Genomic DNA, 13,724 nt, shown 5'->3' on the forward strand with positions numbered 1-13,724 from the left:
CTAACTTCCGGGGGCGGCCAGGAACGGACAGTCGATGCCAGTCACGCGGAAAACAAGGAACGAACGTCGTCAGCGATGCGATCCAAGCTGCCGGCTTCAAGCTTCAGGGTTGCCGTAGCCGTGTCCGTGTAATCGCCCGAAGCAGCGCTCAATTCTACGATCAACGTCACTTTCCCGAGCGAAGTGGTTGTCGCTGTCAAGGACAATTCGCCATCTATTGCCTGCCAGCTTTTGGGGCCGCTCCAACCGGTCCAGGATGCAGCCATAGCATCGAAGAGCGCAGTGGGCGGACCGCTAAAATACGTGGACGCAAGGATTTCGCCCGTAAATGGTGCGCCCGAGATTGTTGCCCAAAAGCGGATCTCATCTTCGTGTCGGCTGTACAAGGATAAGCTGAGCGTCGTCTGAGATTCGCAGGATTTGATTTCGACAACGTTCATTTAGCTCAACTCTGCCGTGAAGTTGCAACAGCCTAGCACGCGACCGACCGCTTTCGGCAAGATCGAAGGGCTGCTGCGGGTCGCTTTAAGTCGGTAACGTACTACCGGGTGGGTATCCGGCGTAGTTCTGCCATCGTGAGCAATTCACGACCAGCACCCATATTGGCGCTCAAGTGCTGGCGTGACGCTCGAAACTCGTTCTGCGATCTGGCACACCCGGTGGTTTTCATCGCTGCGCTTGCAGTGCAGCAAAATGAGTATCCTGTCGCCCGCGCGGCCCCGACGAGTGGTGCACTCGAAGGCGTCAACCTTCCGATCATGGTGCCTTTGCACGGGCCAAACGTCGGCGCCAGGCGGTGTGTCGCACCGTCCGGATTCGCGGCACCTGCCCCGGTACGGCCCGTGCGATGATGTGCCATGACCAACACGAGAGATGGAATGACGACTGTATTCGACGAGGCGACAACGGCGGCGATCGCCGCGTTTGCCCAATTGGATTTCTACACGGCTGTGCAAGCGATGCGCGCCGAGGCCGATTACGACCGCGAACGAGACCAGTGGATCTCGCGCTATATCGACGAGCACGGCGGCGGCGCGGACGATGCAGCATACGATGCCTTGCACGAGCAGGCCCAGACAACCCCGGAATACGCGCAGTTCATCGATGAGGTACGCCGGGAACTCCTGGAATACTTCGGCGTGACCGACAATCAACTGGACTGGATGATCGTGCTGCGCGATGACGACAGCGATGAGCTGTGGGCGGAAGTCAATCGGCAGCGGAGCGCGCTGGGAACCGGTGAAGTGCGCGGAGATCTCTGATCATTGCTTGCCATTGGGGTCTCCAGTCGTGCCGGGTGCGGGGCTGGAGTCAGGTCAGTCACGTGGTGCGCCGGGCTCTCGGTTGCTGCAACCGTTCAGCCAAGGGAGGAAAGCCTTCGGATCATCGGAACGACTGACCGTTGTGCTCTGACACCTGCCCCAGGAGGCGCAACGGCTCGAGCGACAGCAACGTGTCGGCAAGCAACCTCCACGGAAATCCAGAACGACCTTCCTTGTCGGTCGAACGCAAGGCGCGACAGCGTGAACCCACGCAGCCGCCGCCGCTCACCCGCAAGGCCGCTCTGCTAATATTGTAGAAAGTATGCAATATCCGTCGCCGCGTCGGCGTCTGCCTGACCGCCACCCCCAGTCCGAACCGCAACATGAACGAGAAACGCCCAGCTCTTGTCTACGCCACGCGCGCCGAAGCCGCAGCGAATGAATTGCGCCGCCGCATCCTGACAGGGGAGTATGTCGACGGCTACCAGCTTCGTCAGGATGCGCTGGCGACCGAACTCGGCATCAGCCGCATCCCGCTGCGCGAAGCGCTCGTGCAGCTCGAGAGCGAAGGGCTCGTCAAGATCCTGCCCCACAAGGGCGCGATCGTCTCGGAACTGTCGCCGGAGGACATCACCGAACTGTTCGAATTGCGCGCACTGCTGGAGCCCGTGCTGCTGAAAAAGTCGATTCCGAAGCTGACCGCCGAGGATTTCGCGCGGCTCGATGCGATCCTCGAGGAATACAGCGCAGTGCTGCATGCGAGCCAGTCCGGGCGCTGGGGCGAACTGAACACCGAACTGCATCATGTGCTGCTGTCGCGCGCGGACCAGCCGAAGACGGCGGCGATCGTCGCGTCGCTGCTGCAGCAGACCGACCGCTACACGCGCGTGCAGCTGTCGCTGTCCGAGGCCGCGCGCGACGTGGCCGAATCCGAACACGCGGAGCTGGTCGCGTTGTGCCGCAAGGGCGATGCGCGCACGGCGGCATCGCTGCTCAAGCGGCATATCGAGCATGCGGGCGGCGAGTTGAATGCGTTCCTGCGGGATCGGCGCCTCGGGCGTTGAGGTTGTTGAGGCGCCGTGGCAGCCACGGCGCTGAAGCGGAGGCGCATGCGACGCACGAACCCGAAGCGAAGTACATGCAACACGCACACCAGCCACGACGACGCGACTCCCCCAAGACGGCGGGGAATCGTCATCATCACATCCTCATTACAACGACGGCGCCCACGTAGAACCGAACGGGTTCGACTGGTCGATGCCGGGGAAATCGACGAACGCCTTGCTGCAGTCGAGCACGTCGCCCGGACGCGCATTGCGGGTCGCCGCGCCGTTCAAGACCACGCGGTTCGCGGTCGACGCGAACACCGGCAGGTTCACGTTGTGCAGCGTGAGGTTCGCATCCGACGCGATCGTCGAGATGCCGTCGGGCGTATCGGCCACCACGTCGGTCAGCGACATCACGAGCGGGAACGCCGGCTCGCCATAGCCGCCGGTATTCGCTTCGAATCCCTGCAGCTTCACGCCGGCCGTGCCCATGATCACGACGTTGGCGAGCGAGATGTCGTGGAAGTTCGGATACAGCGGCCCGCTCGCCGGCACGGCCTTGGTGCTGTAGTACGGCGTGAACAGCAGCGCATTCTTCGCATCGCGGATGCAGATGTTCGAATAGTGGATGTTGCTCACCTCGCCGCCGCGCGCGTAGTCGGACTTGATCCGCAAGCCTTCCTCCGAATCCCAGAACGAATTGTCGTACACCTGAACGTTCGTCACGCCGCCGTTGGTCTCGCTGCCGACGGAGATCCCGTGCCCCCAGTAGATGTGGTTGTGCGCGACCACGACACCCCATTTGCGATCCGACCGCACGTCGCGATTGCCGTCGATGCCGAACAACCCCGAGCCGGCGGGCGACGGATTGTTGCTGCCCTTCAGCGCGATGTCGTCGTCGCCGGTGCTCACGTAGTTGTACGCGAACACGAAGTTCTTCAGGTAGCCGTCGAACGAAATCGCACCGGCTGACGTCGTCGTGCTGCCGGTGGACAGCATCGTCGAGGTCGGCTTCGAGGCGGAGCCCGGGTCGAACGCGTCGGTGTTCTTCACGTTGTCCGCGTTGAACGTCTGCCCGTTGTACAGCGGGTTGCCGTTGCCGGCCGGGTTCGCGAACGCGGCGAGCGTCGGCGTCTGCACCTTGACGTTCCAGATCGTCAGCCCGTCGACGCCGCTCGGCACCACATGGAAATTCGGGCTGTTGTTCAGCGTGATGCGGTACAGCGTCAGGTTCTTCGCGTAGTTGAACACCATCAGCCGGAAGTTCGACTGCGAGCCGAAGCCGGTCGTGCCGTTCTGCACCATGTTGCCGAGATACGCGAGATCCCACCACGTCATGTTGCGCACGGTCGACTTCGAGTCGACGACGGTGCCGCCGTCGTCGCATGCGGTGCCGTCGGGCGCGACGGTGCCGCTCTTGTACGCCGCGTAGGTGTTCGAGCAGGTCAGGTCGACCTTCATCAGCGGGTATTTCGCGTCGGACGTCACGAGTTCGGCGTAGCCGCGCCCGTCGATCCGGCCGTCGCCGACCACGGCCGCATTCACGAGGTTCGTGCCGGTGATCAGCGCGAGGCAGTTCGACGAGCTGCCGGCCTTCGTCGCGCTGACCGCCGTGTTGCCGCAATACGGCCCGGCGACGTTCGGTGCATACGCCTTCACGTCGCGCGACGCGTACAGCGTCACACCCTTGTCGATCCACAGCGTCACGCCGGACGGCAGCGTCAGCGGCCCGCTGATGAAGCTGTTGCCGGCCCCGGTCTGGTTGACGACGAGCCGCACCGCGAACTTGCTCGCGCGGTACTTCGGCTTGGCCAGCTCCTCGCCGGACGCGCCGGCGATGTTCACGTTCGGCGCGGCCGCCGTCTTCTGTGCGGCGGTGGCCGATGCGTCGGCGGCCGCGATCGTCGCGCCGACCTCGGCGTCCACGGCGGCACCGCACGCGTCGAGCGCGGCCTGGATGCGCGCCTGGTCGGGGTTCGCGATCGCGGTAGACACGGCCTTGCCGACCCCCGCTACCGATGGATCGGCCTCCGGCGGCAGCGAACCGTCAGGGCGGCTCACGAGCGTATTGGCGGCTTCCAGCGTGCCGCACACCTGCGTGTCGGCGGGCAGGGCCGGCTCGGCCGGCAAGGCCGGGTCGACGGTGGTCGTGCCGACCTGGAACACGGCGGCGGCGGGCGGCGAGGTGACGGCCGCGCCGCTGGCGGTGCTCGCATCGTCGCCGCCGCACGCGCTCAGCGCGGCGGCGGTCGCGAACAGCGCCGCGAACAGGCCGAGCACGCGCGGACGTGCGTTCGACCCGGAAAGTCGGGATGTCATGACGGATGTCTCCTGGTGAGGCAACGTCCGAGGACGATGCCGGGTTGGTGTCGGGTCTGTCGGAGCGGGACGCGGCCGCATGGCGCGCAGGCGCCGCGTGCCTGTCCGGCCGGCAAGCGATGGAACGGCGGCGCGGGCCTCCGGCGCGGATCGTCGCGGAGGGCGCCACGGGCGCGGTCGCGCCGCGCATGCGGTCCGGCCGGTGCGGGCTCGTGGCGTCGCGGGGCCATGGCTGCGTAGTAGTCAGTCATCCTATGACAATGAAAGCGGAAACGAAAGGCGGCGGTCGGCGTCGGGAAAACGGCACAACAGCGTGCCGATTCAAATACAGACCCATTTCCGGAAAACGTTTCGCCAAGCTTCCGTCAAACAGAGAAGGCTTTTCCCCTTATCCAGCCTTAAACCCGCTACAGAGGCGCTTATAGGGGTATGCACCAAGTGAGTTAAACGATTAACCGACGTACATTCGCTCCAACACGTCATACAACGTATGACTGCGATTCAGCGAAGGCCGTGCACCGACCGATGCGGAAGCCGCCCGGATCGCCGCCAGACAACGAGCAACCATCAAGGAGACTGACGATGAAGCACCGATTCACCCGCTCCCGTACCGCCCTGGCCGTCGCGCTGATGGCCGGCTTCGCGGTGTCCGCGCAGGCCCGCGTGTTCCGCTCGGCGGACGTGCATGGCGACAGCTTCCCGACCAACATGGCGGTCAAGTACATGGGCGACGAGCTGTCGAAGCTGACGAGCGGCAAGGACTCGATCAAGGTGTTCGGCAACAGCGCGCTCGGCTCCGAGAAGGACACGGTCGACCAGGTGCGGATCGGCGCGATCGACATGGCGCGCGTGAACGGCGCGTCGTTCAACGAGATCGTGCCGGAGTCGCTGATCCCGTCGTTCCCGTTCCTGTTCCGCGACATCGACCATTTCCGCAAGGCGATGTACGGCCCGGCCGGCCAGAAGATCCTCGACGCGTTCGCGGCGAAGGGGATGATCGCGCTGACGTTCTACGAGAGCGGCGCGCGCTCGATCTACGCGAAGCGCCCGGTGCGCACGCCGGCCGACATGAAGGGGCTGAAGGTGCGCGTGCAACCGTCTGACCTGATGGTTGACGAGATCAAGGCGATGGGCGGCACGCCGACGCCGATGCCGTTCGCCGAGGTCTACACCGGCCTGAAGACGGGCCTCGTCGACGCGGCGGAAAACAACCTGCCGTCGTACGAGGAAACCAAGCACTTCGAGGTGGCACCGGACTACTCGGAGACGCAGCACGCGATGACGCCGGAAGTGCTGGTGTTCTCGAAGAAGATCTGGGACACGCTGTCGCCGCAGGAACAGGCCGCGATCAGGAAGGCCGCGGCCGATTCGGTGCCGTACTACCAGAAGCTGTGGACCGCACGCGAGGCATCGGCGCAGCAGACGGTGGCGAAGGGCGGCGCGAAGATCCTGCCGGCCGCGCAGATCGACCGCGCGGCATTCGTGAAGGCGATGCAGCCGCTGTGGGCGAAGTACGAGAAGACGCCGCAGATGAAGCAGATCGTCGACGAGATCGAGGCAACCAAGTGACGCGTCGCACTTCCCTGGACGGCGCGGCGGCCGTGGGCGCTTCGGACGCGGCGGCCGCCGCCGCCGCGGACGGTGCGGTGCCGTGCCGGCCGCATGCGGCCGCGCCGCTGCTGCGCTGCGTGAACGACCTGCTGTTCCGCGCGCTGGCCGTGGTCGCGTCGCTGTGTCTCGCGACGCTCACGGTGCTGGTGTTCTACGCGGTCGTGATGCGCTACGTGTTCGAGAACGCGCCCGATTTCGTCGAGCCGATCGCGCTGCTGCTGGTGATCGTGATCGCGATGTTCGGCGCGGCGATGAAGGTGCGCGACGGCGGCCATATCGGCCTCGACTCGCTCGTGCGGCGCCTGTCGCCGGGCGCACGCACCGTGGTGATCGCGATCCAGCACCTGAGCCTGATCGCGTTCGCGATCGCGATCATGGTCGGCTGCGGCAGCATGGCCGCCGAGACGATGGGCGACCGCATTCCGATCATCGGGCTGCCCGAAGGCGTGCGCTACCTGATCACGATTCCCGCGGCGATCGCGATCGTTCTCTTCTCGCTCGAGCACCTGCTCGCGCTTCGTCGTTCTTCGTCGGGACAATAACGCCATGGAACTCGCGATCCTGTCCGTCAGTTTTCTGATTTTCCTCGTGCTGGGCGTGCCCGTCTCGTTCGCGCTCGGCATTGCGTGCGTGCTGACCTATCTGGTCGAAGGGCTGCCGATCGCGACCGCGATGCAGGCGATGATCTCGGGGATGAACGCGTTCTCGTTCCTCGCGGTGCCGTTCTTCATCTTCTCCGGCGAACTGATGCTGCATGGCGGCATCGCGGACCGGATCCTGCGCTTCGCGCAGGCGACCGTCGGCCACTTCCGCGGCGGCCTCGGGATGGCGAACGTCGTCGCGTGCACGCTGTTCGGCGGCGTGTCGGGTTCGCCGACCGCCGATACGTCGGCGATGGGCGGCGTGGTGATTCCGCTGATGAAGCGCGAAGGCTACAGCGCGGCTTACGCGGTCAACGTGACGACGCACGCGTCGCTCGCCGGCGCGCTGATGCCGACGTCGACCAACATGATCATCTACGCGTTCGCCGCGCAGGGGATCACCGGGATGCTGCACGGGCAGCCGGTGAGCGGCGTGTCGATCGGCGACCTGCTGTTCTCCGGCCTCCTGCCGGTGCTGTGGGTGATGGGCTTCGTGCTCGCCGCCGCGTACTGGCAGGCGGTGCGTCACGGCTATCCGCGCCGTGAAGACGGTTCGTCCGCGCTGCCGTCGTTTCCGGGCTGGTATGCGGTGCTGCGCAGCTTCGTCGGCGCGGTGCCGGGCCTGATGGTGATCGCGATCATCCTCGTGTGCGTCGCGAAGGGGATCGCCACCGCGACCGAAGCCGCCGCGATCGCCGTCGTGTACTCGCTCGTGCTGACCGCGGTCGTCTACCGGACGCTGACGGCCGAGAAGCTGCGTCGAGCGCTGTCGCATGCGGCGCGCACGACGGGCGTCGTGCTGCTGCTGATCGCCGTGTCCAACATGCTGCGCTTCCAGATGTCGTACCTGGAGATTCCGGATGCGATCGAAGGGCTGCTGAAGCAGTCGACCGCAGCGCCCTGGCTGATGCTGCTGTACATCAACATCATCCAGGTGTTTCTCGGCACGTTCGTCGACATGGCCGCGCACATCCTGATCACGACGCCGCTGTTCCTGCCGATCGCGATGGCGTGCGGCGTCGGGCCGGTGCAGTTCGGGATCATGCTGCTGCTGAACTGCTCGCTCGGCCTCGTGCACCCGCCGATCGGCTCGGTGCAGTTCGTCGGCTGCGCGATCGGCAACGTGTCGATCGGCGAGACGACGAAGATGGCGTGGCCGTATTACCTCGCGATCTTCAGTGCGATCAACATCGTCACGTACATGCCGTTCTTCTCCACCTGGCTGCCGAGCCTGATCAGCGGGCACGCGGTGTTCTGAGCGCGTGTTTCGCCCGTCGCGGCGCCGGACGACCGAGGTGGTCCGGCGCCGCAGTCACGTCAACGTTTCTCCTCGCACGGCGAATCTACATGAACCCGAAGACAGCATGGCGCACCGTCGCGGCCGCCGCATTCGCGCTGGCCGCATCGCTCGCGCATGCCGCGACGTATGCGTACGTATCGAACAGCGACAGCCGCGACATCTCGGTGTTCAGCGTCGACACGTCGACCGGCGCGCTGCGCGCGATCGAAACCGTGCCGGTCGACGGCGCCGTGATGCCGATGGCGTTGTCACCCGATCATCATCGGTTGTATGCGGCGCTGCGCTCGACGCCGTATCGCGTCGTCAGCTTCGCGATCGATCCGCTCGACGGTCGGCTGATCGAGCTGGGCCGCGCGCCGCTCGCGGACAGCATGGCCTATGTGTCGACCGATGCATCGGGCCGCTACCTGTTCTCCGCGTCGTATGGCGGCAACCTGCTCGCGGTCAACCGGATCGGCGAGAACGGCGTGGCCGGCGACGTGCGGCAGACGGTGAAGACCGGCCCGATGGCGCATGCGATCCGCCAGTCGCCGGATGGCCGCTACGCGTTCGCGTCGGTGCTCGGCGCCGATGCGTGGCTGCGATTGCCGTTCGATGCGTCGACGGGCAAGCTGACCGACGCGGGCGAGCCCGCGTACCGGTTGCCGGAGAAGTCGGGGCCGCGCCATTTCGTGTTTTCGTCGAACGGGCGGTTCGCGTACCTGATCGACGAACTCGACGGCAAGCTGCACGTGATCGCGCTGTCACGCGGCGGCGCCGATGCGCGGCCGATCCAGGCCGTGTCGATCCTGCCGCCGGACTTCCATGGCGACAAGCCGTGGGGCGCGGACCTGCACCTGACGCCTGACGGCAAATTCCTCTACGCGTCGGAGCGCACGTCGAGCACGCTCGCGGCGTACCGGGTCGACGCGGCGTCGGGCAAGCTCGCGCGGATCGGCACGTTCGCGACCGAGCAGCAGCCGCGCGGCTTCGCGATCGATCCGTCGGGCAAGTACCTGCTCGCGGCGGGGCAGTTGTCGCCGACGCTTGCCGTGTACCGGATCGACCGCCATAGCGGACGCCTCGACGAGATCGGCAAGTATCCGGTCGGCAAGGGCGCGAACTGGGTCGAGATCGTCACGTACGACGGGACGAACTGATTCGGCGGGCGGCGATTTGTCGTCCGCATCGCCACCGACCTGTGCGATGATGCGCGGCGCCGCGTTTTCGCAACGCACCACTGCACCAGCGCCTGTTTGCGGGCCGCTGCCGATCGTCGTCATACCCGGAGGCCCGATGCCCACTCGAATCGTTCATGGCAATACGCTGCACTACCAGGATCACGGCACCGGATTTCCGGTGCTCCTGGGGCACAGCTACTTGTGGGATTCGGCGATGTGGGCGCCGCAGATCGACGCGCTCTCGAGCCGGTATCGCGTGATCGTGCCGGACCTGTGGGGGCATGGCGCGTCGGGCCCGCTGCCCGACGGCACGCAGACGCTCGACGATCTCGCCGCGCACGCGAGCGCGTTGCTCGATGCGCTGGAGATCGAGCAGTGCGCGGTCGTGGGGCTCAGCGTCGGCGGGATGTGGGGCGCGCGGCTCGCGTTGCGCGAACCGCGGCGCGTGCGCTCGCTCGTGCTGATGGATGCGTCGCTCGAGGCCGAACCCGACGCGACGCGGCTGCGCTACTTCGGGATGCTCGATGCGATCGCCGCCGCCGGCTCGATCGTGCCGCCGCTGCTCGATGCGATCGTGCCGCTGTTCTTCCGGCCGGACGTGAATTTGGCCGACCCGGTGCCGACCGCCTTTCGCGCCGCGCTCGCGAACCTGCCGGCCGACCGGCTGCGGGAATCGATCGTCCCGCTCGGCCGGCTGATCTTCGGGCGGCCGGATACGCTCGCCGCACTCGCCGAGCTGGATGCCGAGCGCACGCTGCTGATGTGCGGCGCGGGCGACATGGCGCGCCCGCCGTCGGAGACGGTGAAGATGGCGAGCGTGATCGGCTGCCGCCATGCGCTGGTGCCGGACGCCGGCCATATCTCGAACCTGGAGAATCCCGCGTTCGTCACGCGGATGCTGCTCGACTGGTTCGACGAGCAGCAGCTCGCGGCGGGCTGAATGCCCCACGCGATGCCGGCGGCGGGCGCCGCGCGGCGTCGCGTGACGACGCAACGCCTTGGACGCAACGGCTTGCGTTGCGACGACACCGCGTTACGCGCGTTCGCCGACCGGCGTGAACGTGCGGTCGCGCACGCGGCCCTTGTCGGCGCCGCGGCGAATCAGGTCCTGCGCCTCCGCGCGGCTCGCAACGCACGGCGCGGAGCCGGGCAGCGGGCGTCGTGCGGATTCGCGCAGCGCGAGCACCGACACGATGCCGATGAACGACGCGCCCATCAGGTAGTAGGCCGGCATCATCAGGTCGCCGGTGCGATCGACGAGCCACGCGGTGACGAGCGGCGTCGTGCCGCCGAACAGCGACACCGACACGTTGAAGCCGATCGCGAGCGCGCCGTAGCGGATCCGCGTCGGGAACAGCGCGGGCAGCGCGGACGGCATCACGCCGGTGAAGGTCGACAGCAGCGTGCCGTAGATCAGCATCCCGCCGAACACCGGCAGCATGCCGCCGGTGCGGATCAGCAGCAGCGCGGGCACCGACAGCACGAGCAGGCCGACGCAGCCGAACATCATCACCGGCTTGCGGCCGAGCCGGTCCGACAGATGCCCGGCGTAGAGCGTCATCGGCATCATCAGCACCATCACGAGCAGCACCATGAAGAGGCCGCGCGTTTCGTTGAAGTGCAGCGTCGCCGACAGGTAGTTCGGCAGGTACGACAGCGCCATGTAGTCGGTCACGTTGAAGATCAGCACGAGGCCGACGCACTGGAGCAGCGGCTTCCACTGTTCGACGAGCAGCGTGCCGAACGACTGCTTCGGGCGCGATCGTTCGTCCGCTTCGCGGGCTTCGGCCTCCTTCTTGAATGCGGGCGTTTCCTCGAGCTTGAGCCGCACGTACAACCCCACGAGGCCGAGCGGGCCGGCGATGAAGAACGGCACGCGCCAGCCCCACGACAGCAACGCTTCCTGCGACAGCGTCGCCGTCAATATCGCGACGGTGGCCGCGCCGAGCGTGTAGCCGATCAGCGTGCCGAATTCGAGGAAGCTGCCCATGAAGCCGCGGCGCCTGTCGGTCGCGAACTCGGCGATGAAGGTGGCGGCGCCGCCGTATTCGCCGCCGGTCGAGAAGCCCTGCACGAGGCGGGCGACGAGCAGCAGCACGGGCGCCATGATGCCGATCGACGCATAGCTGGGGATCAGGCCGATCGCGAAGGTACCGACGGCCATCATGATCATGGTGGCGGCGAGCACGCGCTGGCGGCCGATGCGGTCGCCGAGCGGGCCGAACACCATGCCGCCGAGCGGGCGCACGAGGAACGCGGCGGCGAAGGTGCCGAAGGTCGCGAGCAACTGCGCGGACGGGTTGCTGGACGGGAAGAACACCTTGCCGAGCGTGACGGCGATATAGCTGTAGACGCCGAAGTCGAACCATTCCATCGCGTTGCCGAACGCCATGGCCCCGACCGCACGCTTCAGGACGGCAGGGTCGACGATGGTGATGTCGTCCAGCTTGAGGGCCTTGCGCGAAGACCGGGCTTTCGAGGGGTGCGCTTGCGATGAACTCAATGAACGCTCCTGGAAGGCGCCTTCGCGGCCGGCCGAACGGGTGCGCGGCGGGGCGGGCGCGGGACCGTCGGGGACGAAGGCGGTTGTCTCTGGATCGCCGTGATGTCGGTGATGCGGCGCGCGGCACGCGACACCAGGCAAGTGTGTGTTGGTGTGAAGCAGTGTAGAGAAACGGGGCGCGCGAACTGTCGGTCATGCGCCCGGAAACCGGTCGTAAACGACACGGATGGCGCAGGCGGGCAACGCGCCATGCCGCGCGGCGGCGCGTGTGCGGCGGCAAGGTGGTACGGGTTGCGTCAGCGGCGGTCTATGCCGCAATCGCGGCGTGGACGGAGGCGGCACGGTGCGGATCGTGCGGGAATGTGGGCATGTGGGCATGACGGGCGGGCGGAGCGTCGCATCCGCATCCGCCCGCGACGGAAGCCGCGCCGAATCCGGATGCGTCGCTGCAGGCCGGAGTCGGCGAAATACAATTCGGAGTGCGAATGCAGCGGGGCGGTGGTTCGATACAGCCTCCACCGCCCGCACATCAGAACATGTGGCGGATCCCGACGTTCGCGCCGACGGTCGTGCCGGTGACCGCGTAAAGCGCGTTGTTGATCCCGAGCCCGGTGTTCATCGCGCCATGGTTGTTGACCATCGCGACCTGCGCATACAGCGCGGTCGCCTTCGACAGGCTGTAGGTCGTGCCGACGGCCGCGAGCAGCGAGTGATTGGCCGTGTCGTTGCGATCGCTGGTGAACCAGACGCCGCCGTTCAGGTCGACGGCCGGCGTCGCCTGGTAGTCGAGGCCGCCGCCGTACACGTTGTTGCTGAACGATCCGCCGACCTTGTAGCTCGTGAACGACGCCTTCGCGGTAACCGGGCCGAACCGGTACGCGGCGCCGATCGTGCGGCCGACGAACGCGACGGTGCTCGGCGTCGGCGTCGGGTTGGTGCCGTCGTTGCCGTCGTAGAATGCGGCGTCGATCATGAAGCCGTCATGCTCGTACTTGAGGCTCGCCGAATACTGGCGGCCGGCCTGGAAATCGCCGGCCTTGCCGCCGAACGCGAACATCGCGCTGCCGGTGAGGCCGGCGATCGTCGGGCTGGTGTACGACACGGCGTTCGGGTTGAACAGGCCCGTCACCAGCACGTTGTCGACGTAGTTGATCAGCCCGCTGCCGAAGTGCGAGAAGCTGCGCGGATCCGAATCGAAGATCGCGAGCAGGAACGGCGAGTACTGCACGCCGGCCTTGACCGTGCCGAACCCGCCGTCGAGCCCGACCCATGCCTGGCGGCCGAAGAAGTTGCCGTTCGAATGGGCGAACGCGCCGTTGGTGACGGCGAAGCCGCTTTCGAGCTGGAATTTCGCCTTGAGGCCGCCGCCGAGATCCTCGGTGCCGGTCATCCCGAACGTCGTCGGCGTCATGCCGGTGTCGGTCATCGCGAACTGATGGCCGGCGTTCGCGCCGGTGGCCGCGTCGCGTGTCTTGCTGGTGTACAGCAACGCGGCGTCGAGGTTGCCGTACAGCGTCACGCTGCTCTGCGCGAAGCCGCTGGTGCTGGACAGCGCGCCTGCCAGCGCCGCGCAACCGATCACGATTCTGCTTTTCATTGATGTGTCTCCAGTGTTGTTGTACGTCGATGCATCGAACAGGGGATGCGACGGAGGCCCGCGTGGCGGTGTCCGTCGCATGGGCCGCGCACGCAGGGTGGGGCGCGGCGGGACGCACGTCGGCGGTCGGGTGTCGACCGCGCGCGACGCGTTCGGGGTGGGGATGGGCGCCCGAACGCGGGTGCGTCGAAAGTGTCGGGTGGGGCCGGCCGCGTCGTTCAGAGCGACCGGTTGAGCTGCTCGAGGATCGCCGGGTTCTCGAGCGTGGACGTGTCCTGCGTGATC

11 protein-coding genes are annotated in these 13,724 nt (G+C 66.6%); 7 read left to right on the top strand and 4 right to left on the bottom strand.

Annotated elements, in window-relative coordinates; genetic code table 11:
- Positions 1-41 precede the first annotated feature (41 nt).
- Positions 42-440 (bottom strand): DUF6228 family protein, encoded by a 399-nt coding sequence (locus U5771_RS33980; RefSeq protein ID WP_322027996.1) that lies wholly within the window; start codon positions 438-440, stop codon positions 42-44.
- Between the two features lie 438 nt (positions 441-878).
- Between U5771_RS33980 and U5771_RS33985 the strand changes: the two genes are divergently transcribed.
- Entirely contained in the window at positions 879-1,262 is a 384-nt protein-coding gene (locus tag U5771_RS33985; protein WP_322027997.1) for an ATP-dependent protease, read from the top strand.
- Positions 1,263-1,645: 383 nt separating this feature from the next.
- Complete coding sequence (locus U5771_RS33990) at positions 1,646-2,326, top strand: GntR family transcriptional regulator (RefSeq protein WP_057929061.1); 681 nt, start codon at positions 1,646-1,648, stop codon at positions 2,324-2,326.
- Between the two features lie 147 nt (positions 2,327-2,473).
- Here the strand turns inward: U5771_RS33990 and U5771_RS33995 are convergent, their stop codons facing one another.
- Positions 2,474-4,627, bottom strand: a complete 2,154-nt coding sequence (locus U5771_RS33995) for a glycoside hydrolase family 28 protein (protein ID WP_322027998.1) — start codon at positions 4,625-4,627, stop codon at positions 2,474-2,476.
- A gap of 582 nt (positions 4,628-5,209) precedes the next feature.
- Between U5771_RS33995 and U5771_RS34000 the strand changes: the two genes are divergently transcribed.
- From U5771_RS34000 to U5771_RS34020, 5 genes are all read left to right on the top strand, one after another.
- Positions 5,210-6,196: a TRAP transporter substrate-binding protein gene (locus tag U5771_RS34000; protein WP_322027999.1), complete on the top strand. Its 987-nt coding sequence runs from the start codon at positions 5,210-5,212 to the stop codon at positions 6,194-6,196.
- Positions 6,193-6,780, top strand: coding sequence for a TRAP transporter small permease (locus tag U5771_RS34005; protein ID WP_322028000.1), 588 nt, complete (start codon positions 6,193-6,195; stop codon positions 6,778-6,780). The genes U5771_RS34000 and U5771_RS34005 overlap by 4 nt, the downstream gene beginning before the upstream one ends.
- 4 nt (positions 6,781-6,784) lie before the next feature.
- Positions 6,785-8,137: a TRAP transporter large permease gene (locus U5771_RS34010; protein WP_322028001.1), complete on the top strand. Its 1,353-nt coding sequence runs from the start codon at positions 6,785-6,787 to the stop codon at positions 8,135-8,137.
- Positions 8,138-8,226: 89 nt separating this feature from the next.
- Positions 8,227-9,318: a lactonase family protein gene (locus U5771_RS34015; RefSeq protein WP_322028002.1), complete on the top strand. Its 1,092-nt coding sequence runs from the start codon at positions 8,227-8,229 to the stop codon at positions 9,316-9,318.
- A 136-nt stretch (positions 9,319-9,454) separates the two neighbouring features.
- Entirely contained in the window at positions 9,455-10,279 is an 825-nt protein-coding gene (locus U5771_RS34020) for an alpha/beta fold hydrolase (RefSeq protein ID WP_322028003.1), read from the top strand.
- 93 nt (positions 10,280-10,372) lie between these two features.
- Here the strand turns inward: U5771_RS34020 and proP are convergent, their stop codons facing one another.
- Positions 10,373-11,842 (bottom strand): glycine betaine/L-proline transporter ProP, encoded by a 1,470-nt coding sequence (gene proP, locus U5771_RS34025; protein ID WP_322028004.1) that lies wholly within the window; start codon positions 11,840-11,842, stop codon positions 10,373-10,375.
- Positions 11,843-12,371: 529 nt separating this feature from the next.
- Positions 12,372-13,439 (bottom strand): porin, encoded by a 1,068-nt coding sequence (locus U5771_RS34030; RefSeq protein ID WP_322028005.1) that lies wholly within the window; start codon positions 13,437-13,439, stop codon positions 12,372-12,374.
- Positions 13,440-13,724 lie beyond the last annotated feature (285 nt).

This window comes from Burkholderia sp. BCC1977, from assembly GCF_905339595.1.
Lineage (GTDB): Bacteria > Pseudomonadota > Gammaproteobacteria > Burkholderiales > Burkholderiaceae > Burkholderia.

Coding starts and splice junctions, on each gene's coding strand:
- U5771_RS33980 (WP_322027996.1), bottom strand. CDS start 440: ATGAACGTTGTCGAAATCAAATCCTGCGAATCTCAGACGACGCTCAGC.
- U5771_RS33985 (WP_322027997.1), top strand. CDS start 879: ATGACGACTGTATTCGACGAGGCGACAACGGCGGCGATCGCCGCGTTT.
- U5771_RS33990 (WP_057929061.1), top strand. CDS start 1,646: ATGAACGAGAAACGCCCAGCTCTTGTCTACGCCACGCGCGCCGAAGCC.
- U5771_RS33995 (WP_322027998.1), bottom strand. CDS start 4,627: ATGACATCCCGACTTTCCGGGTCGAACGCACGTCCGCGCGTGCTCGGC.
- U5771_RS34000 (WP_322027999.1), top strand. CDS start 5,210: ATGAAGCACCGATTCACCCGCTCCCGTACCGCCCTGGCCGTCGCGCTG.
- U5771_RS34010 (WP_322028001.1), top strand. CDS start 6,785: ATGGAACTCGCGATCCTGTCCGTCAGTTTTCTGATTTTCCTCGTGCTG.
- U5771_RS34015 (WP_322028002.1), top strand. CDS start 8,227: ATGAACCCGAAGACAGCATGGCGCACCGTCGCGGCCGCCGCATTCGCG.
- U5771_RS34020 (WP_322028003.1), top strand. CDS start 9,455: ATGCCCACTCGAATCGTTCATGGCAATACGCTGCACTACCAGGATCAC.
- U5771_RS34030 (WP_322028005.1), bottom strand. CDS start 13,439: ATGAAAAGCAGAATCGTGATCGGTTGCGCGGCGCTGGCAGGCGCGCTG.